Genomic DNA, 21,617 nt, shown 5'->3' on the forward strand with positions numbered 1-21,617 from the left:
GAGATGGAACGGCAGGGGCACCCCAAGCACATTGGAGTCCAGACAACGAGCTGGGGTCCAGGGAGACAAGGCCGGAAACCTCCGCAAAGTGTCTGAAAAACGGGTGCTTACACACCTTTTCCTGATAGTCCGATTCCTTATCAAGGAGCCATCATGAAATCGCTTGCAATTCTTTCCCTGAGCCTGATCGCAACAGCAGCCATGGCTGGCCCCATGGGCGGTGGCGGTGGCGGTGGCGGTGGTGGCGGCGGCGGCGGCGGCGGCGGCGGCGGCGGCAGCAGCAGTTCCCAGATCGAAATCAACGGCCCCAGCGTTCAGGTCACCCTGCTGAACAGGAGCGGCGTGCTCAACGTAGCAACGGGCGGTGGCAAGGCCTCCCAGAACCTGGCCAGCAATGCAGGCAACGTCACCATCGACCGCAGTGGCAGCTCTCTGCAGGTCGTCGCTGCCACCGGCAGCGGCATCTTGAACAAGGCCGATGGCTACGCAGCAGTGGCCGTCAACAACCTGGCCTCCAACTATGGCGAAGTGGAAGTCAAGAACACTTCGATCCAGGTGGTGGCTGCCAAGAACTCGGGCATCGTCAACTATGCCGGTAACGGTTCCATGGCAGTACAGAACATCTCCAGCAACAACGGCTGCGTGACCTGCTACAACAACCACTGAGCCTGACTGCCGGACGAAGGACACTGCCGGACGGCCCCAGGCCTTCCGGCAGCACCTTCCCGGCGAATAGCCAGCTCACCGCACCAGGAGAGCCCACCATGCACACCGCCGCCCATCTCTGTTCGGCTGCCCTACTGGCCTGGCTCGCACTCGGAGCGCCCCCCCTTCATGCAGCAGCCCCCGGCGAAGATCCAGTGGTGCTCAGCAAGCCTGTCGACTATCTGAGACTGCCCACGGCCAAGCAGCAGACATCGTCGGGGCTGGACACCGTCACTGACATCCCCATCAACGTCAAGGCCAAGATCGCGCGCTACGAAGCCATGTCCATGACCAATGCTCCCGGCATCTCCACCGAGGCGAACGTGGTGACCACGACCACAACGAGCAGCACGGGCATGCAGCGCACCTGCACCCAGGACCTGGCCAGCAACACCAACGCCAGCGCGTTCAACCGCTACGGGCCACAGACCAAGGACCAGATCGTGGTCCTCAAGGGCGACCTGATCAACGTCTGCCGCTAGTGCGGCCAGGCGGCCCGCGACCCGGCCGCCTTTCATTTCCAAAACCCATTTCCGGTGCCGGTGCCCCTGGGCGCCAGTGCCCTGGCTCGCCGTTTTCCAGCAGAGGTCCATCATGCGCAACCGCCTTCCAACGCCAGGACTTCCCCGCCCCGATGCCGCGCTGCAGCCGGCATTCGGCGGACATGCGGACAACCGAGGGACTTTCCGCCAGCGATGGGCTGGCAGACAGGGCTGTATGCGGGTGGTGGCCTGCGCGGTATCGGCATCCATCGTGCTGCTGTCGGGTTGCGCGCCGCTGGATGCGCGCAAGGATTCCAAATACCTGGAAAAAGTCTATGCGGCCGACCGCCCGGTGGTGCGGCCGGTGCGCTCCATATCGAGCTTCTCCGATTCGCTGATGTGCATGGACAGGATGTTCCGCAACAGCCACATGCCCACGGTGCTGATCACCAGCAAGCAGTTGCCCGACTATTCGGGCCGCGTGGCCGTGGCCGCCAAGGAGATGGTGGTCACCGCCCTGTCCCAGATGTCGCGCGTCAGCAGCGCCTTCCGCTACGTGGACTATGAGGTGGACATCGCCCGCCAGGACACGGTGCAGAACCTCACCACCATCTTGCTCAACAACAACCAGATCCAGCTGCAGCGCCCGGCCCTGTATGTGTCGGGCGCCGTGTCCTTCATGGACCAGAACGTGCTGCGCAACAACGTGGACATAGGCACCAGCGCCTCGCGCCTGGAAACCGGCTACAGCGCCAACCGCAGCGGCGCCGTGCTGGGCATGGAGCTGCACCTGGGCGACTTCCGCACGCGCACCATCATTCCGGGCCTGGATTCGGCCAACGAAGTCGTCATCGGCAACGGCAGCCAGGGCCTTGACCTGTCGGGCCGTATCGGCAACTACGGCGTGCAGTTCAGCGTGGGCCGCGACTATGCCCAGGGCTCGGGCCCGGCCGTGCGCACCCTGGTCGAGCTGGGCATGATCGAGCTGCTGGGCAAATGGTCACGCCTGCCCTACTGGCAGTGCCTGACGCTGGACCAGACCCATCCCGACTTCCAGCGTCAGCTGCGCGACTGGTATGAGGAAGGCGAAGCCGGCATCCACCAGGAGCTGGTGCGCCAGTCGCTGATCAGCAAGGGCTATCTGCCGCCCGACGCACCGGCCTTCACCGCAGGCAACCCGCAGTGGCGCGAGGCCATAGGGCGCTTCCAGGCCGACAGCGGCATGGTGGTCAATGGCGTGGTGGACTTCAGCACCTACGAGCGCGCACTGCGAGACTTCGTGGCCGTCAGCGCCGATGGACACATGACGCGCATCGGCTGGAACACCAAGAGTGCGGCACCGGTCACCACCGCCTCCGAGAACGTGGCCGTGGCCACGGGTGACTACCGCTACGGCGCCCCCGCGCCCGACCGCAAGCTGGACCTGTGGGTGGAGAACATCACGCCCACGCGCACCTCTTTCGAGACGGGTGAGCAGCTGTTCCTGTCCACCACCGTGTCGCGCGCCTCCTACCTGTCGTGCTTCATGGCCGGTGCCGATGGAGAGGTCACCCGGCTGGTGCCCAACGATGTGAACCGCTCGGGCTGGATCACCGCCGCCCAATCCGTTCGCCTGCCAGACTGGATGAGTCCCAACCCCGGCTACGTCATCAACGCCGGGCCTCCCGGCAAGGAAGGCGTGGCCTGCTTCGCCACCGAGCAGAACATGACCGACAAGCTACCCACGCTGCTCCAGGGCAAGGCCTTCATCGCCATCCCGGGCATGCGCTCCCTGGAGGATGTCAACCAGTACATGGCCAACTCTCTGGGCGCCGACCAGTACACCGGCTCGGCCCGCTTCTGGCAGGTGGTTCCGGCCCAGGCCAAGCGCTGATGAGCGGTGCACGTCACAAGCCAAACAGAGGCAATTGCCATGCCCTCCAGCGCTCATGAATCCCCGCCACGGCGGCGCATCGGGCTGCGCCTGACCGCAAGGCTTGTGCTGCCCGGACTGCTGGTGGTGCTGCCAGGTCTGGCTCCCGCCGTACTGCCGCATGTGCAGGCGGCGGCCCGCTTCACGCCGGTCATGCCCATTCGGGTGGCGACGGCCAGCGTGTACGGTTCCCAGCCGGGCACCAGCAACATCACCTCGACCTCGGACACCGCCCAGCAACGGGCCCTGTCCCAGCTGCGCAGCCGCGCCGAAGGCAAGGGCGTGAGCCTGGCCACGCAGCGCGAGGCGCAATGGGTGATGGGCCTGCTGGCACTGCATGGCATTGCCATGGCGCAGGACGGGCCGCAGGCCAGGCAATGGTTCGAGCGCGCGCAGCGCGCCGGCCATCCGCTGGCCAGCGCGGGACTGGCCTGGTGCGCCATGGACGGCTGCGGCCAGCCCCCCGATCCACCGGCTGCAAGGCCCTGGATCGCCCAGCTGGCCAAGACCGACCCGGCCCGCGCCCAGTACCTGGAATGGCTGCTGGCCCGGCGCCTGGCACCGCTGTCCACGGCCGAGCCCGTGGGCGAGGCCTTGGCCGTGGCAGGCACGCCCGACCAGGAACTGCTGCAGCGCGCGGCACGTTCGGGCAGCCCTGGCGCCCAGCTGGAATGGGGCCTGGCCCTGCTCGCGCAGGACGAGCCCGAGGCAGCGCTGCGCCAGTTCCGCGCGGCAGCGGCGCGCTCATCCAGCGCCGCGACCAATGCACAGATGCTGGGCGAGCGCCTGCGGCCCGCAGGCCAGCTGGTGTCGGCGCAGGGCAGCTCCACGCCTGCAGCGCAGGGGCCGCAGGCCATGCAGCGCACGCCGCAGCTGAGTGGAGCGCCCAACGAGCAGGACATCCAGGTGCGCCAGCCCGTCACGGCCCAGCAGCAATGGGAGCAGGCGCAGCGCTACCATCGCGGCGACGGCGTGCCGGCCAACTACACCGAGGCGCTGCGCCTGTACCAGCAGGCCGCATCCCACGGCCATGTGGCATCGCGTCGCATGCTGGAGCTGATCTACTCGCGCCCCGCACCGGGCGGCGGCGTGGACATCGGATGGATGCAGCAGCTGGCGCGCATAGACCCCATGACCATGCAGCCCATGGCGCCCGTCAGCCCCGCGCCCTACCGGCGCGATCCCACGCCGCTGTTCGACATGGTGCCGGCGCCCTGGCACAGGCACTGAGGCAGGAGCGAGGCGCTACAGCACCACGTCCAGGCCGGTGTCGGCCATCCAGTCCACCGGGTCCTGACGCAGGACCATGTCGATGTCCAGGCCCAGGGCCACGCCCACTTCGCCGGGAAAGCTCACGGCCAGGGCACGCTCGTCCCACTGCGCCTCGCGCGAGCGGGCGCGCCAGGCAGCGATGTGCAGCACGCAGGCCAGCGGATCGAAGCCCGGCTGGGCCAGCGGCGCGTACAGGTGCTGCAGCGCATCGGCCAGCAGCGGCGGAAGGTTCCAGCGGCGGGCCAGGCCCGCACTGACATGGCTGTATGTGTAGCCGCACAGCCGCATTTCCAGCTCGGCGCGACGCGGGTCCAGCGGGCCGACCAGTTCGGTGATGGTGGCGGCGCGGCCGGGGTCGATCATGTGCATGGCCAGCTCCCCCAGGCCATGCATCAGCCCTGCGGCATAGGCCGCCGTGGGGCTGGCCTGCACGGTGCCGGCCAGCGCTCGCGCCACGCGGGCGGCTTCCACGCTGTAGCGCCAGAAGGCCGGCATGGCCATGCCCGGCACGGCATGGGCGCCCACGCCCAGCGGTATGCCCCGCACGATCTGGCGCAGCTGCGCGGGCGCCAGCAGGGCCAGCGCCTCGGGAATGCCGGTGACACGTCCCCCCATGCCGAACACCGGGCCGTTGGCCTGGGCCAGCAGCCCGGCGGCCAGCGCAGGATCGGCTGCGAAGAGCTGGCTCAGCCGGCGCAGGCTGGGCTGCTCGGGCACCAGCTCGCGCAGCAGCAAGGCCACGATGCGCGGCTGCGCCGGCAGGGCCAGGGCCTGTGCCAACAGCGTCTGCAGGTCCAGTGCATGCGCAGCCATCGCGTTTCCTGCCTTGCCGTGCGCGGGACTACTTGCGGGTCTGCAGCTTGGCGAAGGCCGAGGCCATGGCCGATTGCTGCACCGGCTCGGGCGCGCGGCGCTGCCCGCCCTGGCTGCCGCGGCCTGCGCTCTCGAAGCGGTTGTCACGGGGGCCGTCGCGCAGGGCCGGTGCCGCATCGAGCTTCATGGTCAGGCTGATGCGCTTGCGCGCCACATCGACCTCCAGCACCTTGACCTTGACGATCTGGCCGGTCTTGACCACCTCGCGCGCGTCCTCGACGAACTTGTGGCTCATCTGGCTGACGTGGACCAGGCCGTCCTGGTGCACGCCCAGGTCCACGAAGGCGCCGAACTGGGCCACGTTGCTGACCGTGCCCTCCAGCGTCATGCCTTCCTTGAGGTCCTTGATGTCCTCCACCCCGTCATTGAAACGGGCCACGACGAAGTCCGGACGCGGATCGCGGCCGGGCTTTTCCAGCTCGCCCAGGATGTCCTTGACGGTGATGGCACCGAACTGCTCGCTCACGAACTGCTCGGCCTTCAGGCCCTTGAGCACTTCGGAGCGGCCCATGAGCTGGTCCACGCTCTTGCCCGTGGTGGCAATGATGCGTTCGACCACCGGGTAGGTTTCCGGGTGCACGCCCGTCATGTCCAGCGGATTGTCGCCGCCGCGGATGCGCAGAAAGCCCGCCGCCTGCTCGAAGGTCTTGGCGCCCAGGCCGGCCACGTCCATCAGCTGCTTGCGGCTCCTGAAGGAGCCGTTGGCATCGCGCCAGCGCACCACCGACTTGGCCACGCTACCCGACAGGCCCGAGACGCGCGACAGCAGCGGCGCCGAGGCCGTGTTCAGGTCCACGCCCACGGAGTTCACGCAGTCCTCGACCACGGCGTCGAGCTGGCGCGCCAGCTCGCTCTGGTTCACGTCGTGCTGGTACTGGCCCACGCCAATGCTCTTGGGGTCGATCTTGACCAGCTCGGCCAGCGGGTCCTGCAGGCGGCGCGCAATGCTGGCGGCCCCGCGCAGGCTCACGTCCACGTCGGGCATTTCCTGCGAGGCGAACTCGCTGGCGGAATACACAGAAGCGCCAGCCTCGCTGACCACGACCTTCTCGATCTGGCGGTCGGCCTTGCTGGCGATCTTGATCAGGTCGGCGGCCAGCTTGTCGGTCTCGCGGCTGGCCGTGCCGTTGCCGATGGCGATCAGGTTGATCTGGTGCTTTTCGACCAGGCGGGCCAGCACGGCCAGCGAGCCGTCCCAGTCGCGGCGCGGCTCGTGCGGGTAGATGGTGGTGGTGTCCACCAGCTTGCCCGTGCTGTCCACCACGGCCACCTTGACGCCCGTGCGGATGCCCGGGTCCAGGCCGATGACGGCGCGCTGCCCCGCAGGGGCGGCCAGCAGCAGGTCGCGCAGGTTGTCGCCAAAGACCTTGATGGCCACCTTCTCGGCGTCTTCGCGCAGGCGCGAGAACAGGTCGCGCTCGGTGGACAGGCTGAGCTTGACGCGCCAGGTCCAGGCCACGCACTTGCGGATCAGGTCGTCGCTGGCGCGCTTGGCGTGGCTCCAGCCCAGGTGCAGGGCAATCTTGCCTTCGGCCAGGCTGGGCTGGCCGGGCTCGGGCTCCACGGGCTGGACCAGCTTGGCCTCGAGGATTTCCAGCGCGCGGCCGCGGAACACCGCCAGCGCGCGGTGCGAAGGCACGCGGCCGATGGGCTCGTCGTATTCGAAATAGTCGCGGAACTTGGCGACCTCGGGGTCGTTCTCGTTCTTGGATTCGACCTTCTTGGAGCGCAGCAGGCCGTCTTCCCACAGCCATTCGCGCAGCTTCTGCACCAGGGCCGGGTCTTCGGCCCAGCGCTCCGACAGGATGTCGCGCACACCATCGAGCACGGCCAACGTGGTCGAGAAATCAGGGCCCGGCTTGCCGTCGTCCAGGGTGGTGGCCGGCTTGCAGAAGGCCTCGGCCTCCTTGTGCGGGTCCAGCGTGGGGTCGGCAAACAGCTTGTCGGCCAGCGGCTCGATGCCGAATTCCTTGGCGATCTGTCCCTTGGTGCGGCGCTTTTGCTTGAAGGGCAGGTAGATGTCCTCCAGCTCCTGCTTGGTGGGCGCATTGGCAATGGCCAGGCGCAGCGCGTCGGTCAGCTTGCCCTGCTCGTCGATGGCCTTGAGCACCGCGCCCCGGCGGTCCTCCAGCTCGCGCAGGTAGCCCAGGCGTTCGTCGAGCTGGCGCAGCTGCGCGTCGTCCAGTCCGCCCGTGACTTCCTTGCGGTAGCGCGCGACGAACGGAACCGTGGCTCCGCCATCAAGCAATTCGACCGCGGCACCCACCTGCTGCGGCTTGACATTCAGTTCTGCGGCGATTTGGGCAATGATTTTTTGCATTCGAGAGGCGCCCCGTGGCGTGGAATCCGGAAAAGCGGCCAAGTGTGCCACACGCGATTCGGGCCGGGCCGCTCACGGCCGACCCGCAAATGCAAGCATTTCTTGCAGGCCAATGAATTCAAGGGCTTGCAAAATCAATCCACTGCCTGCTTTTGCCGGGGCCCTGCGGCAGGCACCCTCTGCCACAATCACCAGCTTCGAATGCAAGACGATCTGTTCGGTTCTCCCCCACCATCGGCCCCTGCCCCGCCGCCCGCGCCTGCCGGCCGCACACCGGCACCGCGCAAGGCCGCCGGCGCCGTGCAGCTGGCGCCCCAGGCCCTGCAATGGCAGGCGCTGGCGGACCAGCTTGCGCAGGGCCTGCGCATGGGAGTCTCCACCTGGTCCTACCCGGGCTGGGAAGGCTTGATCTGGGATGGCGCCTATGACAAAAGCGTGCTGGCCAAGAAGGGACTGGAGGCCTATGGCCGGCATCCGTTGATGCGAACGGTCTGCGTGGACCGCAGCTTCTGGAGGCCGTTGACGGCCAGCCAGTACCTGGCCTTCGCGGGCCAGGTGCCGGCCGATTTCCGCTTCGTGGTCAAGTGCCCATCCGTGGTTACCGACGCGCAGGTGCGTGACGAGGACGGCAAGGGCATGTCGCTGAACCCGGTGTTCCTTCAACCCGATCTGGCCGTCACCAGCTTCGTCGAGCCCACGCTCGAAGGGCTGGGCGAGCGGCTGGGCGTGCTGGTGTTCCAGCTCAGCCCGATGACCTGGGGCCTGCTCAGCCGCCCCACCGAACTGCTGGCGCGGCTGCAGGCCATGCTGGAGGCGGTGCGCGCGGCGCTGGCCGCCCATCCGCTGGGCGCGCAGATCATCGTGGCGGTGGAGGTGCGCGACCCGGAGCTGCTGACGCCGCAGTTGGCCGACACCCTGCGCGCCAGTGGCGCCACCTTCTGCCTGGGACTGCACGGCAAGATGCCCCCCATCGAGGAGCAACTGGTTTTTCTGCGCGGGCTGTGGCCCACCCCGCTGGTCTGCCGCTGGAACCTGAACCGCGAGTTCGGTGCCTACGGCTATCCCGATGCGCAAAAGAAGCACGACCCCTTCGACGAGATCCGCACGCCCGATGCGCACACGCGCGCCATCCTCGCCAAGACCATCGATGGCATCACCAGCCGCGGGCTGCCCGCCTTTGTGACGGTGAGCAACGATGCCGAAGGCTGCGCGCCGCGCTCCATCGCGCTGCTGGCCGAGGCCGTGGTCCAGGCGGAGGCGGCCCGGGTTCAGCGCTTGCCGTAGGCGCGCTCCACGCGGGCCACGCGCAATTCATAGTGCTCGTACCAGGCGTCCTTGCCCAGTTGCTGGGCGACCAGGTGCTCGGCATCCTGCTTCCAGCGCGCGATGGATTCGGCCGTGGACCAGTAGGACACGGTGATGCCGAAACCGTCCTCGCCGCGCGTGCTTTCCGCACCCAGGAAACCCTGCTGCTGCGCGGCCAGGTCCACCATGCGCTGGGCCATGAGGCCGTAGCCATCATCGTCGTCCGGCGTTCTGCGCGACGAGAAGATGACGGCGTAGTAAGGCGGCTCGGGGGTGTTGGCAAAGGGGCTCATCGTGGTCGGGCGGCAAGTTCTGCGGGCCCGCAGAATACACCGCCCGCGCTCAGGAATTCGCCGGCTCAGAGGCGGACGGCGCCTGCACCTGCTCGCCGCCCAGCACCTTCCACAGCGTGACGCGGTTGAGCTGCTCGGACAGGCGCAGGCCGATCAGGGTCTGCTGGGCCGTGTAGAGGCTGCGCTGCGCATCCAGCACGGTGAGGTAGTTGTCCACGCCGGCCTTGAAGCGTGCCTCCGACAGGTCGAAGGCCTTCTGCGTGGCCGCGACCATGCTGGTCTGGGCGGCCAGGCGCTCGTCCCACTGCGCGCGGTCGGCCAGCACGTCGGCGGTCTCGCGGAAGGCCGTCTGCACGGCCTTCTCGTACTGGGCGATGGCGATGCGCTGGTTGGCCTCGGCCACCTGCACGCCCGCACGGTTGCGGCCACCGTCGAAGATGGGCAGGCGCACCAGGGGGATGAAGCTCCAGGTGCTGCTGCTGCCGCCAAAGAGGCCATCGAGCTCGCGGCTGCCCGATCCCACGCTGGCCGTGAGGCTGATGGTGGGGAACATGGCTGCGCGGGCGGCGCCGATGTTGGCCTCCATGGCGCGCAGGTTGTTCTCGGCGGCCTGGATATCGGGGCGCACCAGCAGCACGCTGGAGGGCAGCGGTGCAGGCACGGGCTGCAGCGCCGCCGCAGGCTGGGCGCCGGCGCGCAGCGTGGCGGCGCCGGGCAGCAGGCTGTCGGGCAGCGGACCGCCCACCAGCAACTGCAGGGCGTTGCGGTCACGCTCCACCTGGGAGGTGAAGCTGGCCACGTCGCCGCGCGCCGTGTCCACCGTGGTCTGGTTCTGGGCCAGCACCAGGCCCGAAGTCGAACCTATCTCATGCATGCGCCGCGTCAGCTCGTAGGCCTTCTCGCGGCTGGCCAGGGTGTCGCGTGCCAGCTGCAGGCGGGCCTGGTCGGCGGCCAGCGTGAGCCAGGCGTTGGCCACGTCGGCCACCAGGCCGATCTGCACATTGCGCCGGTTCTGCTCGCTTTGCAGGAACTGCTGCAGCGCGGCCTCGCTGAGGTTGCGCACGCGGCCCCAGAGGTCGATCTCGTAGCTGGCAAAGCCCAGCTGGGCCGTGTACTGGGTGCTGACCGATGCCGCCTGCGTGGCGCTGGTCATGCCGGCGGCCGTGCGCGCACGGCTGGCCTGGGCCTGGGCGTTGACGCTGGGCAGCAGGTCGGCGCGCGTGATGCCGTACTGGGCACGCGCGCGCTCGATGTTCTCCACGGCCACGCGCAGGTCGCGGTTGTTGGCCAGGGCCAGCGCAATGACCTCGCGCAGCTGCCGGGACTGCACCCAGTCCAGCGCGGCGGCCGCCTGCAGGCTGGCCTCGTCGGCCTGTGCCGGATTGGCTGCGGTGCTGCCCACCGTGTCGGGCACGGGCATGTCCGGCGTGCGGTGCTGCGGCGCAAGATTGCAGCCGGACAGCAGGGCCGCCAGCGCGGCCGCAGCGGCGAGGGTGGAACGGTGCATTCGGCGCCTCATGCTGCGCTCTCCTTGGTGGTATGGGGTGAGTCGGTTGCCTGCTGCGGGCTTTCTTCATCCGTGCGCGAGTGACTCTTGAACCAGCTGCGGATCAGCAGGAAGAACACCGGCACCAGGAAGATGCCCAGCACCGTGGAGGCCAGCATGCCGCCGAGCACGGCCGTGCCGATGGCATTGCGCCCGCCAGCGCCGGCACCCGTGCCGATGGCCAGCGGAATGACGCCGAAGCCGAAGGCCAGCGAGGTCATCAAAATGGGCCGCAGGCGCAGGCGCACGGCCGAGACCACGGCGTCGAAGATGCTCTTGCCCTGCTCCTGCAGCTGCACGGCAAATTCCACGATCAGGATGGCGTTCTTGGATGCCAGGCCCACCGTGGTCAGCAGGCCCACCTGGAAGTACACGTCATTGGTCAGCCCGCGCGTATAGGTGGCGGCCAGCGCGCCCACCACGCCCAGCGGCACGGCCAGCATCACGGACAGCGGCACGGTCCAGCTCTCGTACAGCGCCGCCAGGCACAGGAACACGAAGAGGATGGAGATGGCGTACAGCAGCGGCGCCTGCGCGCCCGACTGGCGCTCCTGCAGCGAGGCGCCCGTCCACTCGTAGCCTATGCCGGCCGGCAGCGTGCGCAGGATGTCCTCGACGATCTGCATGGCGGTGCCCGAGCTGACGCCCGGCGCGGCGCGGCCTTCCATTTCGTAGGCCGGGTTGCCGTTGTAGCGCATGAGCTGGGGCGAACCGTAGGCCCAGTAGCTGCTGGAGAAGGCGCTGAACGGCACCATCTCGCCCTTGCCGTTGCGCACCGTCCATTTGGCGATGTCCTGGGGCAGCATGCGGTGCGGCGCATCGCCCTGGATGTAGACGCGCTTGACGCGCTCGTTGTTCAGGAAGTCGTTGACATAGGTGCCGCCCATGGCGCTGGACAGCACGCTGTTGATGTCGGTGTACGACAGGCCGAGCGCGGCGGCCTTGCGGTCGTCGATGTCCAGGCGCAGCTCGCTGGCGTCCTCCAGGTTGGTCATGCGCAGATTGGTGAGCTCGGGGCGCTTGCGGGCCTCGGTCAGGAATTTTTCCTTGGCCTGCAGCAGCGCCTGGTGGCCCAGGCCGTTCATGTCCTTGATCATGAAGTTGAAGCCCGAGCTGGAGCCCAGGCCGCGCACGGCCGGCGGCAGCATGACCAGCACGCGCGCATCGCGGATGGAGGCCAGCTCCCGGGTCGCCCGGTGCGCGATCTCGGAGGCCGACTGGCCCGGCAGCGGGCGCTCCTCCCAGGTCTTCAGCCGCACGAAGGCGCGTGCCGAGGCCTGGTCGCCGTTCAGGCCAGAGACCTGGTAGAAGCTCAGCACGTCGGGCTGCCTGGCAAAGTAGTCGCGCACCTCGTCGAGCACGCCCTGCAGCCGCGTGTCGGCCGCGCCCGAGGGCAGGTTGATGTTGACGAAGACAAAGCCCTGGTCCTCGTCGGGCAGGAAGGACGTGGGCAGGCGCGCCATCAACAGCCAGACCACGCCGCAGACGGCCAGGAAGATCAGCATCATGCGCTTGGCGCGGCGCAGCGAGTACGCCACCGTGCCCTGGTAGCGCGCGGCCGTGGCGTCGAAATGGTGGTTGAACCAGCGGAAGAACCGGTCGTTCACCCCCAGGATGCCGCTGCGGATGGGGCGGTCATGCCCTGTCCCGCCCGCTGCGGGCGGCTTGAGCAGCGTGGCGCACAGCGCCGGCGTGAGCGTCAGCGCCACGAACACCGACAGCGCCATGGCCGCGACGATGGTGATGGAGAACTGCCGGTAGATCACGCCCGTGGAGCCGCCGAAGAAGGCCATGGGCACGAACACGGCCGACAGCGTCACGCCGATGCCCACCAGGGCCGGCGTGATCTCGCGCATGGACTGGCGCGTGGCCTGCTTGGGCGACATGCCCGTCTCGTGCATCACGCGCTCGACGTTCTCCACCACGACGATGGCATCGTCCACCAGCAGGCCGATGGCCAGCACCATGGCGAACATGGTCAGCGTATTGATCGAGTACCCGGCCAGCGACAGCACGCCGAAGGTGCCCAGCAGCACCACGGGCACGGCGATGGCGGGGATCATCGTGGCGCGGAAGTTCTGCAGGAAGATGAACATCACGATGACCACGAGGATCATGGCCTCCCCCAGCGCGCTGACCACTTCCTTGATGGAGGCGCGCACGAAGGGCGTGGAGTCCGAGCTGACGAAGTAGTCGATCTCGTTGGGAAAGAAAGGCTTGAGCTCGGCCAGCTTGGCGGCGATGGTGTCGGCCACGTTCATGGCGTTGGCGCCATCGGCCAGCACGATGCCCATGCCCGCGCCCGGCAGGCCGTTGAGCTTGGCCTTGATGGTCAGGTTGTCGGCGCCCAGCTCCACGCGGGCCACGTCCTTCATGAGCACCACCGAGCCGTCCACGGACGACTTCAGGACGATGTCCTCGAACTGCTCCACCGTCTTGAGCTTGGTGCGCGCCGTGATGGTGGCGTTCAGCTGCTGGTCCGCGACGGCGGGCAGCGCGCCCAGCTGGCCGGCCGAGACCTGGGCGTTCTGCGAGTTCAGCGCATTGACCAGGTCCGACGGCATCAGCGCGTACTTCTCCATCTTGGCCGGGTCCATCCAGATGCGCATCGCATAGTTGGTGCCGAAGACGTTGACATCGCCCACGCCGTCCAGCCGGCCGATCACGTCGACCAGGTTGCTGGTCAGGTAGTCGCCGATGTCGACCGCGGTCATGGCCGGGTCCTTGGAGAAGAAGCTGTAGGTGACCAGGAAGTCCTGGCCGCCCTTGTTCACGAACACGCCCCGGCTCTTGACGGCGTCGGGCAGGCGGTTCACGGCGGACTGCAGCTTGTTTTGCACCTGCACCTGGGCCACGTCGATGTTGGTGCCCGGCGCAAAGGTCAGCGTGGTGCGCGCGCGGCCCGAGGCGTCGGACGTGGAGCTCATGTAGAGCATGTTGTCGATGCCCTTGAGCTGCTGCTCGATGATCTGGGTCACCGAGTTCTCGACCGTCTCGGCCGAGGCGCCTGTGTACTGCGCGCCGATGGTCACGCGCGGCGGCGCGATGTCGGGGTATTGCTCCAGCGGCAGCGTGAAGATGGACAGCGCGCCGCCCAGCATGATGACGATGGCGATGACCCACGCGAAGATGGGCCGGTTGATGAAGAACTGAGCCATGTGACGGGTTCCTGCGGCTTAGCCGGCGGCGGGAGCAGGAGCCGCTGCCGGTGCAGGGGCTGTAGCAGGCGCCTTGTCCGCAGCGCCAGGTGCTGCCGGCCCGTCGGCCGGCTTGCCCTTGCGGGCCTGGGCCTTGGCGCGCAGGTCCACCTCCACGGCACGCACCTTGTCGCCGGGCTTGATGCGCTGGAAGCCATCGACCACCACGCGCTCGCCGGCCGACAGGCCGTCCTGCAGCAGCCACATATTGCCCACGGCGCGGTCGATGTTCACGGGCCTGCGCTCGATCACGTCGTCGGCCTTGGCCACCAGCACGCTGGCCTTGCCGGTCAGGTCGCGCGTCACCGACTGCTGGGGCACCAGCATCGCCTCGGGCGCCAGGCCCGTGGGCAGCAGCGCCTGCACATACATGCCGGGCATGAGCAGGCCCTGCGGATTGGGCACCACGGCGCGCAGCGTGACGCTGCCCGTGGTGGCATTGACGATCACGCCGGCAAACTGCAGCTTGCCCTGGTGGCCGTATTCCGTGCCATCGTCCAGGCGGATACGCACGGCGACCTTGTCGCCCTCCACCTTCTGGAAGCGCCCGGCATCCCAGTCGCGTTTGAGCTGCAGCAGCTCGCTGGTGGACTGGGTGAAGTCCACATACATGGGGTCCAGCTGCACGATGGAGGTCAGCGCCTCCGTCTGGTTGGCCGTCACCAGCGCGCCCGGCGTCACCGTGGACAGGCTGATGCGCCCGCTGATGGGCGCCTCGATGCGGCTGTACTTGAGGTTGATGCGCGCGGTCTCCAGATTGGCCTTGGCCACGGCCACGTCCGAGCGCGACTGGGCTGCGGCGGCCTGGCTTTCTTCAAACGCCTGCTGGCTGATGGCATCGATCTTGACCAGCTCGGCATTGCGCCGCGACGTGGCCTCCAGCGTGCGGGCGCTGGCCTCGGCCTTGGCCAGGGCCGCCTGGGCGCTGGCCTCGGTGGCGCGCAGCGAGGCCGCGTCGATCTGGTAGAGCTGCTGGCCCTGGCGCACCAGGGCGCCTTCGGTGAACAGGCGCTTTTGCACGATGCCCGAGACCTGGGGCCGCACCTCGGCGGTCAGCGAGGCGCGTGTGCGGCCCGGCAGCGTGGCCTCCAGCTGCTGGCTCTGCTTTTGCAGCGTGACCACGCCCACCTCGGGCGCAGCCTTGGCTGCGGCGGCGGGCGCTGCATCCTGCCTGGAGCAGGCGGCCAGGCTGGCGGCCAGTGCCAGCGCGCACAGCACGGCAGCACCGGGGCGCTTGCTGCGTGCAAGCGAGGCAGAAGGTTGTGTGTGCCCTGCGCCGGGCTGGGAATCGGAAGGCGCCGCAAGGCGCGTACTCGGCGAAAGAGGCACGTCAAAATTCATAGGAACAGCGAAGTCGTTGGGGGCATCGCACGATTGTGCAGTGCCCATATTTCTTGTTTGTAAAGTGGATGGCATGCCACCGCAGTCTCGTGGCAAGACCATCCAGGATGATGCAGGTGTCGGAGCGCGCCGACACATGCAAGTTCAATGCCATTTGCCGGTCTGTTCAGTGCCTTGCGGCGGGCGCCGTGCGCACGCGCAGCATGCTGAACACGCCCGCCATGGCCGCAAAGCAGCCCGCCACGGCCAGGGCCACGATTTCGGCATGGCCGCCATGCCCGCCCGAGACGGTGAAGATGGTGGCCAGCACCACGGCCCCCAGCGTCTGCCCCGTGAGCCGCGCCGAGCTCAGCATGCCGCCGGCCGCGCCGCTGCGTGCCAGCGGCGCCGAGGTCACGATGGTGTGGTTGTTGGGCGACTGGTACAGCGCAAAGCCGCTGCCCGCCAGCAGCATGCGCCAGACCATGTCCAGGGTCGAGGGCGCATCGGGCATGGCCGCCAGCGCCCACAGGCCGCAGGCGAACATGGCCATGCCGATGCCGCCCAGCAGCCCGTCCGCATAGCGGCCGATGAGCCGGCCCGCAATGGGCGCCGTCATCACCGTGGCCAGCGGCCAGGCCGTGATCAGCAGCCCGGCCTCGATGGGCGACATGCCGTGCGACTCCAGCAGCAGGAAAGGCAGGGCCAGGTAGGCCAGCATCTGCGCGCAAAAGGCGCTCACCGATCCGCACATGGACAGCGCGAACACCGGAATGCGCAGCAGGTCCACCGGCAGCAGCGGCGCAGGCAGGCGCCACTGGCGGCGCACATACCACAGCCCCACCAGCAGGCCCGCGCCCAGCAGCCACCAGCCCGAAGGCAGGGACGACTGGGCACCGCCGGCGCGCATGCCCAGCTGCTCGCCGCCCAGGAAGATCAGGCTGAACATGAGGATGTTGAGCAGCACATCCAGCGGCGACAGCCGCGCGCCCGCGTGTGCCGGCACCGCATTGGCCGGCAGCGCCCGGCGTCCCAGCCACAGCGTGAACAAGCCCAGCGGCAGGTTGGCCGCAAACAGCCAGGGCCAGCTGGCCACCGACAAAATGGCCGCCGCCACCGAAGGCCCGGCCATGGATGCCGTGGCCACCACCAGCGAATTGACGGCCATGCCCCGGCCCAGCAAGGCACGCGGATAGATCAGCCGCACCAGGGCGGCGTTGACGCTCATCACGCCCGCAGCGCCCAGGCCCTGCAGCGCACGCGCTGCCACCAGCGTGGGCAGCGACGTGGCCAGCATGGCCGCCAGCGAGGCCACGGAAAACACCAGCATGCCCACCAGGTACACACGTCGGTAGCCCAGGCGTTCGCCCAGGGCCGCCAGCGGCAGCAGCAGCACCAGGCTGGCAAGCTGGTAGGAATTGACCACCCACAGCGTATGGGCAGAGCTGGCCTGCAGCTCGCGCGCCATGGCCGGCAGTGCCAGATTGACCAGGGTGCTGTCCAGCACCGACAGCGTCAGCCCCAGGATGATGACCAGCATCGCCTGGCCGCGAGGGCCTGACGGAAGGCCATCGTGGACAGGCGCAGCCTCTGCCGCGGATGCCAGGTTCATGAATGGCCCTTTGTGCCCACGCGATGGGCACGCGCACCGCCCAGCGTGATCCAGGCCAGGGCCACGCCGATCAGCGCGCCCGTGGCCATGCCCACCACCATGGGCAGGGGCTTGCCCGTGGAGAACAGGCCCACGATCTGCATGGCCGCAGCGCCCGACAGCATCTGCAGAGTGCCCAGCAGCGCCGAGGCCGTGCCGGCAATGGCGCCGTGCTCCTCCAGCGCCAGCACCGAGGTCGTCGGAATCACCAGCCCCATCAGCGCGCTGGCCACGAAGTACAGGCCGATCAGCACGGCCAGCCGCTCACCGCCCAGCAGGTAGTACGACAGCAGCGACAGCATCACCAGGCCCGAGCCGGTGGCCGCCACCTTGACCACGCGCACCAGGCCGAAACGCTGGCCCAGCCAGCCCGTGAACTGCGCCGCGCCGATGAAGGCGATGGCGTTGAGCCCGAAGGCCAAGCTGTACTGGGTGGAGCTGAGCCCGTAGTAGTTGATCAGCACAAAGGGAGAGCCAGCCAGGTAGACGAAAAAGCCCGCCATGGCGCAGCCGCCGATGAAGACCAGGCCCAGGTAATGCCAGTCGCGCAGCAGCACGCCGTAGGCGCGCAGTGCGCCGGCCACGCTGCTGTCCAGACGCGCGGCGGCCCCGCGCGTTTCCTTCAGGCCCATGAACACGGCCGCCAGGCCGATCACGGCCGCCACGGCCACGGCCCAGAACACGCCGCGCCAGCTGCTGACGGCGATCACGCCGCTGCCGGCCAGCGGCGCCAGGATGGGAGAGACGCTGAACACCAGCATCAGCAGCGACATCATGCGGGCCGCCGCATGGCCGGTGTGCAGGTCGCGCACCACGGCGCGCGGCACGGCCATGCCGGCCGCCGCGCCCAGGCCCTGGATGAAGCGCAGCACCACCAGCGTCTCGATGCTGGTGGCCATGGCGCAGCCCACGCTGGCCAGCGCGAACACGGCCAGGCCGAAGTACAGCGGCGGCTTGCGCCCCACCATGTCCGAGACCGGCCCGTACAGCAGCTGGCCCACGCCCAGCGAGAGGAAGAAGGCCGTCAGGCTGGCCTGCACCGCGCCCACCTGGGCGCCCAGGCTGCTGCCGATCTGGGGCAGCGCGGGCAGGTACATGTCGATGGCAAACGGGCCGATGGCCGAGAGCAGGCCCAGGATCAGCACCAGGCGCAGCGTGTGGGAATCAGGGGAAGCGGGAGAAGAAGAGGGAGAAGGCATAGACGCAGACATAGACGCGCCATTGTGGCGGCAAGCGCTGCGGGCTGCAGGGCGGTGCTCACATTTCCTGGGCAGGCAGGCCGGCGCGTGCGGCGCTGGCGGCTTGCCGTGGCACAAGTTTGCGGGGCTGCAACCCTGTTACGCTCGGATACGAGATTGCCACCACAGCAGCATAGACACCCCATGCACTCATCCACGCCCCTCTTCCTGCCGACCCTCAACGCATTGCCAAGGCCCCTGCTCGCCGCCCTGCTGCTGGGCACGTGCATGCAGGACCCGGCCCATGCGGCGCCGCCGCAGGCCCGCGGTGACGCCAAGACCGGCGCCACTGCCATGCTGGAAGTGTCCGAAGACGGCCGCGACGTGATCGACCGCCGCGCCCGCCTGCTGTGGCCGCGCTGCGTGGAAGGCATGCACTGGAATGGCAAGACCTGCACGGGCCTGCCGGAGCTGTTCACGCACAAGCAGGCGCAGGCCCTGGCCGCCGAGCGGGCCAAGCAGGACGGCGTGCGCTGGCGCCTGCCGCGCGTCAACGAGATGCGCCGGCTGATCTCACGCGACATCCGGCCGCAAGGCCTGTCGCCCGAGCTGTTCCCGAGCGCACCGCGCGGCTGGCACTGGACGGGCACGGCAGCGGTGAACGCGCGGCCCGTCAATCCCTACAACTACAGCAACATCTCGGGCAGCGCCGGTACGCAGCTGTCGGCCCAGCAGGCCTGGGCGATTGACCTCGACAGCCTGGAGACGCGGCCCGACATGGGGCGCGGCAACCAGCTCATGGTGCGGCTGGTGCGGCCCCTGCCCTCCGCGCCGCCCGACGAAAAGGCCGAGGCTCCCGCCAAGCCAGCCCCCCACAGGCCGGACCCGGACGAGGAGGACTGACGCTCAGGCCGCGCGCAGCGAGGCCTTGAGGCTGGCGCCCAGTTCGGGCTTGTGCGCGAACGGGTCGGTGGGATTGCGCCCCTGCACCACATCTTCCATGCGGGTTTGGACCGAGCCCAGCGCCTGCGGATGGCTGTAGATGTAGAACTGGTTGGCCGCAATGGCGTCGAAGACCTTCTGCGCCACATCGGTGGCCGTGACCTTGCCCGAACCCACGGCCTTCTCGCTCATGGCCTGGCCGATCTTCTGGCTGGCCGTCAGCGGCTGCGCGGCCAGATGGCTGGGCCGGTTGCGCTCGCTGTGGCTGATGCCCGTGGGCACGAAGAAGGGGCACAGCACGCTGGCGCTGATCTGGTCGGAGACCAGGGCCAGGTCCTGGTACAGCGTCTCGGTCAGGCTGACCACGGCATGCTTGCTGACGTTGTAGATGCCCATGTTGGGAGGCGCCAGCAGCCCGGCCATGCTGGCCGTGTTGACGATGTGGCCCTCGAAGGACGGATCGGCCTTGGCGGCCTCCAGCATCATGGGCGTGAACAGCCGCACGCCGTGGATCACGCCCCAGAGGTTGACGCCCAGCACCCACTGCCAATCTTCCAGCGTGTTCTCCCAGACCAGCCCGCCCGCGCCCACGCCTGCGTTGTTGAACACGAAGTGCGGCGCGCCGAACTGCTGGCGCACCTCGTCGGCCAGGGCCTGCATCTGGGCTGCGTCGGACACATCCACGCGGCGTGCCAGCACACGCACGCCCTGCCCTTCGAACTCGGCGGCAGCCTTGTCCAGCGCCTCCTGCTGCACATCGACCAGCACCAGGTTCATGCCCAGCTTCGCGCCAATGCGCGCGCACTCCAGGCCGAAACCCGAGCCCGCGCCCGTCAGCACGGCCGTCTTGCCCTTGAAGTTCTTGATCATTCCCTTGTCTCCTTGTCTTGTCCTGATGTTCTTGTGGAAGGATTTGGCAATTAACCCTGGCCCGTACACAGCCCTCCCTCCTGGCACTGGCAGAGCCCGCCTCAGGGACACCGAGGAAGGGCCGCCCCGCACCGAGGGTGTCGTCCCCCTCCCTCGCGAAGCGAGTAGAGAGGCGACGTGCCACGGGGGGAAGGCGCGAAGCGACTCAGGGGGTGAGCTTCACAAGCTGCTTTCCGAAGTTCTTGCCCTTGAGCAAGCCCAGGAAGGCCGAGGGTGCGGAGGCAATGCCTTCGGCAATGCTCTCGCGCGGGCGCAGCTTGCCGGTGCCCACCAGGCGGCCCAGTTCCTGCAGCGCCTCGGGCCAGACTTCCATGTGCTCGCTGACGATGAAGCCTTCGATGCGGATGCGGTTGATCAGGATGAGCGCGGGATTGGTCATGGGCAGCGGCGTGCCGTCGTAGCCCGCGATCATTCCGCACAGCGCGATCCGCGCAAAGGCGTTGGTGCGCAGCAGCACGGCGTCGAGGATGTAGCCGCCCACGTTCTCGAAGTAGCCGTCGATGCCCTGCGGGCAGGCGTCCTTGAGCGCCTTGGCCATGGTCTTGGTGTCGGGGTGCTCGCGGTAGTCGATGCAGGCGTCGAAGCCCAGCTCCTCGGTGGCGTAGCGGCACTTCTCGGGGCCGCCCGCAATGCCCACCACGCGGCAGCCGCGCGCCTTGGCCAGGGCCGCGAACGCGCTGCCCACGGCGCCCGTGGCGGCGCTGACCACCACGGTCTCGCCGGCCTTGGGGGCGATGATCTTGACCAGGCCGTACCAGGCCGTCACGCCGGGCATGCCCACGGCGCCCAGGTAGTGCGACAGCGGCACATGGGTGGTGTCCACCTTGCGCAGCATGCCGGGCGCATCGCCATCGACCACGCTGTATTCCTGCCAGCCGCCCATGCCCACGACCTTGTCGCCAACGGCAAACTTGGGATGGCGGCTTTCCACCACCTCGCCCACGGTGCCGCCGATCATGACCTCGCCCAGCGGCTGGGGCTGGGCATAGCTCTTGCTGTCATTCATGCGGCCGCGCATGTAGGGGTCCAGGCTCAGGTAGTGGTGGCGCACCAGCACCTGGCCTTCGGCCAGCGCCGGGGTCTCGGTACTGACAAGGCGGAAATTGCTTTCCACGGCTTCGCCCTCGGGGCGGTTGTCGAGCAGTATCTGCTGGTTCACGGGCATGGGAAAACCTCCGGTGGCATCACAAACAATGGAACCAGTTCCCGGTGCTGCCGGGGCTGGCGTGTGGCATTGGGTATCTGGCAAATTCGCCGTGCGGATCAGTCCGTGGCGAGGGTTGTCTCGGCGGCGGCCGGCTTGGCCACGCGCGGCATGTACTTGAACGTTCCGGTCGCATGGCTGCACAGCCGGCCCGAGGCATCGAACACGCGCGCCTCGGTATAGGCCATGGAACGCGTGCGGTGCAGCACCACGCCCTTGGCCACCAGGGGGCCGCGCGCCGGCTGCATGAAGCTGGTCTTCATCTCTATGGTCACGCAGCCCATGTCGCGCTGCAGGCTGCGCGCGGCCACGGCCATGGTCACGTCCAGCAGGGTCATGGTGGCGCCGCCGTGGGTCACGTCAAAGGTGTTCAGGTGCTCGGGACGCGCCTCGAAGCGCAGTTCGGACTCCCCGTCCTCCATGCGGTGCAGGGTGAAACCCAGGTGGTCGACGAAGGGGATGGGGTGGCCAAAATCCAGCACGAAAT

General features: G+C 68.4%; 17 protein-coding genes. 6 read left to right on the forward strand and 11 right to left on the reverse strand.

The window, feature by feature from the left end; translation table 11 throughout:
- Window positions 1–153: 153 nt before the first annotated feature.
- The 4 genes from PO605_RS10970 to PO605_RS10985 all read left to right on the forward strand — a co-directional run bounded on the left by PO605_RS10970 (window position 154) and on the right by PO605_RS10985 (window position 4,329).
- Entirely contained in the window at window positions 154–666 is a 513-nt protein-coding gene (locus PO605_RS10970) for a hypothetical protein (protein ID WP_272206486.1), read from the forward strand.
- Window positions 667–863: 197 nt separating this feature from the next.
- A complete protein-coding gene (locus tag PO605_RS10975; RefSeq protein ID WP_227472563.1) occupies window positions 864–1,187 on the forward strand; it encodes a hypothetical protein in 324 nt (107 codons plus the stop codon).
- Between the two features lie 235 nt (window positions 1,188–1,422).
- A complete protein-coding gene (locus tag PO605_RS10980) occupies window positions 1,423–3,060 on the forward strand; it encodes a DUF4384 domain-containing protein (RefSeq protein WP_043790348.1) in 1,638 nt (545 codons plus the stop codon).
- Window positions 3,061–3,099: 39 nt separating this feature from the next.
- Window positions 3,100–4,329, forward strand: coding sequence for an SEL1-like repeat protein (locus tag PO605_RS10985; protein ID WP_272206487.1), 1,230 nt, complete (start codon window positions 3,100–3,102; stop codon window positions 4,327–4,329).
- Window positions 4,330–4,344: 15 nt separating this feature from the next.
- On the opposite strand, the gene PO605_RS10990 is transcribed toward PO605_RS10985, so the two are convergent.
- Both PO605_RS10990 and PO605_RS10995 read right to left on the reverse strand, forming a co-directional pair.
- Window positions 4,345–5,184: an HDOD domain-containing protein gene (locus tag PO605_RS10990; protein WP_047472593.1), complete on the reverse strand. Its 840-nt coding sequence runs from the start codon at window positions 5,182–5,184 to the stop codon at window positions 4,345–4,347.
- Between the two features lie 28 nt (window positions 5,185–5,212).
- Entirely contained in the window at window positions 5,213–7,564 is a 2,352-nt protein-coding gene (locus tag PO605_RS10995; protein WP_047472591.1) for a Tex family protein, read from the reverse strand.
- Window positions 7,565–7,765: 201 nt separating this feature from the next.
- Between PO605_RS10995 and PO605_RS11000 the strand changes: the two genes are divergently transcribed.
- Window positions 7,766–8,848 (forward strand): DUF72 domain-containing protein, encoded by a 1,083-nt coding sequence (locus PO605_RS11000; RefSeq protein ID WP_016452869.1) that lies wholly within the window; start codon window positions 7,766–7,768, stop codon window positions 8,846–8,848.
- Here the strand turns inward: PO605_RS11000 and PO605_RS11005 are convergent.
- From PO605_RS11005 to PO605_RS11030, 6 genes are all read right to left on the reverse strand, one after another.
- On the reverse strand, window positions 8,833–9,162 hold the full coding sequence (locus PO605_RS11005; protein ID WP_016446802.1) for an antibiotic biosynthesis monooxygenase family protein: 330 nt from the start codon (window positions 9,160–9,162) through the stop codon (window positions 8,833–8,835). The two genes, PO605_RS11000 and PO605_RS11005, sit on opposite strands and share 16 nt — an antisense overlap.
- Before the next feature lie 49 nt (window positions 9,163–9,211).
- The gene (locus PO605_RS11010) at window positions 9,212–10,669 is read right to left on the reverse strand and encodes an efflux transporter outer membrane subunit (RefSeq protein ID WP_017407319.1); all 1,458 of its coding nucleotides are present in this window, start codon (window positions 10,667–10,669) and stop codon (window positions 9,212–9,214) included.
- Between the two features lie 8 nt (window positions 10,670–10,677).
- On the reverse strand, window positions 10,678–13,866 hold the full coding sequence (locus PO605_RS11015; RefSeq protein ID WP_016452871.1) for an efflux RND transporter permease subunit: 3,189 nt from the start codon (window positions 13,864–13,866) through the stop codon (window positions 10,678–10,680).
- A gap of 18 nt (window positions 13,867–13,884) precedes the next feature.
- Complete coding sequence (locus PO605_RS11020) at window positions 13,885–15,246, reverse strand: efflux RND transporter periplasmic adaptor subunit (RefSeq protein WP_272206488.1); 1,362 nt, start codon at window positions 15,244–15,246, stop codon at window positions 13,885–13,887.
- A 166-nt stretch (window positions 15,247–15,412) separates the two neighbouring features.
- On the reverse strand, window positions 15,413–16,837 hold the full coding sequence (locus tag PO605_RS11025; RefSeq protein ID WP_272206489.1) for an MFS transporter: 1,425 nt from the start codon (window positions 16,835–16,837) through the stop codon (window positions 15,413–15,415).
- Window positions 16,834–18,075 (reverse strand): multidrug effflux MFS transporter, encoded by a 1,242-nt coding sequence (locus tag PO605_RS11030; protein ID WP_047475129.1) that lies wholly within the window; start codon window positions 18,073–18,075, stop codon window positions 16,834–16,836. Before PO605_RS11030 ends, PO605_RS11025 begins: the two co-directional genes overlap by 4 nt.
- Before the next feature lie 183 nt (window positions 18,076–18,258).
- Here PO605_RS11030 and PO605_RS11035 point away from each other — a divergent pair, with 183 nt between their 5' ends.
- Window positions 18,259–18,957 (forward strand): Lcl C-terminal domain-containing protein, encoded by a 699-nt coding sequence (locus PO605_RS11035; protein WP_272206490.1) that lies wholly within the window; start codon window positions 18,259–18,261, stop codon window positions 18,955–18,957.
- A 3-nt stretch (window positions 18,958–18,960) separates the two neighbouring features.
- Here PO605_RS11035 and PO605_RS11040 read toward each other — a convergent pair whose 3' ends face one another.
- From PO605_RS11040 to PO605_RS11050, 3 genes are all read right to left on the reverse strand, one after another.
- The gene (locus tag PO605_RS11040; RefSeq protein WP_016446795.1) at window positions 18,961–19,866 is read right to left on the reverse strand and encodes an SDR family oxidoreductase; all 906 of its coding nucleotides are present in this window, start codon (window positions 19,864–19,866) and stop codon (window positions 18,961–18,963) included.
- Window positions 19,867–20,071: 205 nt separating this feature from the next.
- The gene (locus PO605_RS11045; RefSeq protein WP_012205200.1) at window positions 20,072–21,091 is read right to left on the reverse strand and encodes an NADP-dependent oxidoreductase; all 1,020 of its coding nucleotides are present in this window, start codon (window positions 21,089–21,091) and stop codon (window positions 20,072–20,074) included.
- 98 nt (window positions 21,092–21,189) lie between these two features.
- Window positions 21,190–21,612: a PaaI family thioesterase gene (locus PO605_RS11050; RefSeq protein WP_016446794.1), complete on the reverse strand. Its 423-nt coding sequence runs from the start codon at window positions 21,610–21,612 to the stop codon at window positions 21,190–21,192.
- Window positions 21,613–21,617: the final 5 nt, after the last annotated feature.

The organism is Delftia sp. DT-2 (assembly GCF_028401915.1).
Classification (GTDB): domain Bacteria; phylum Pseudomonadota; class Gammaproteobacteria; order Burkholderiales; family Burkholderiaceae_C; genus Comamonas; species Comamonas tsuruhatensis.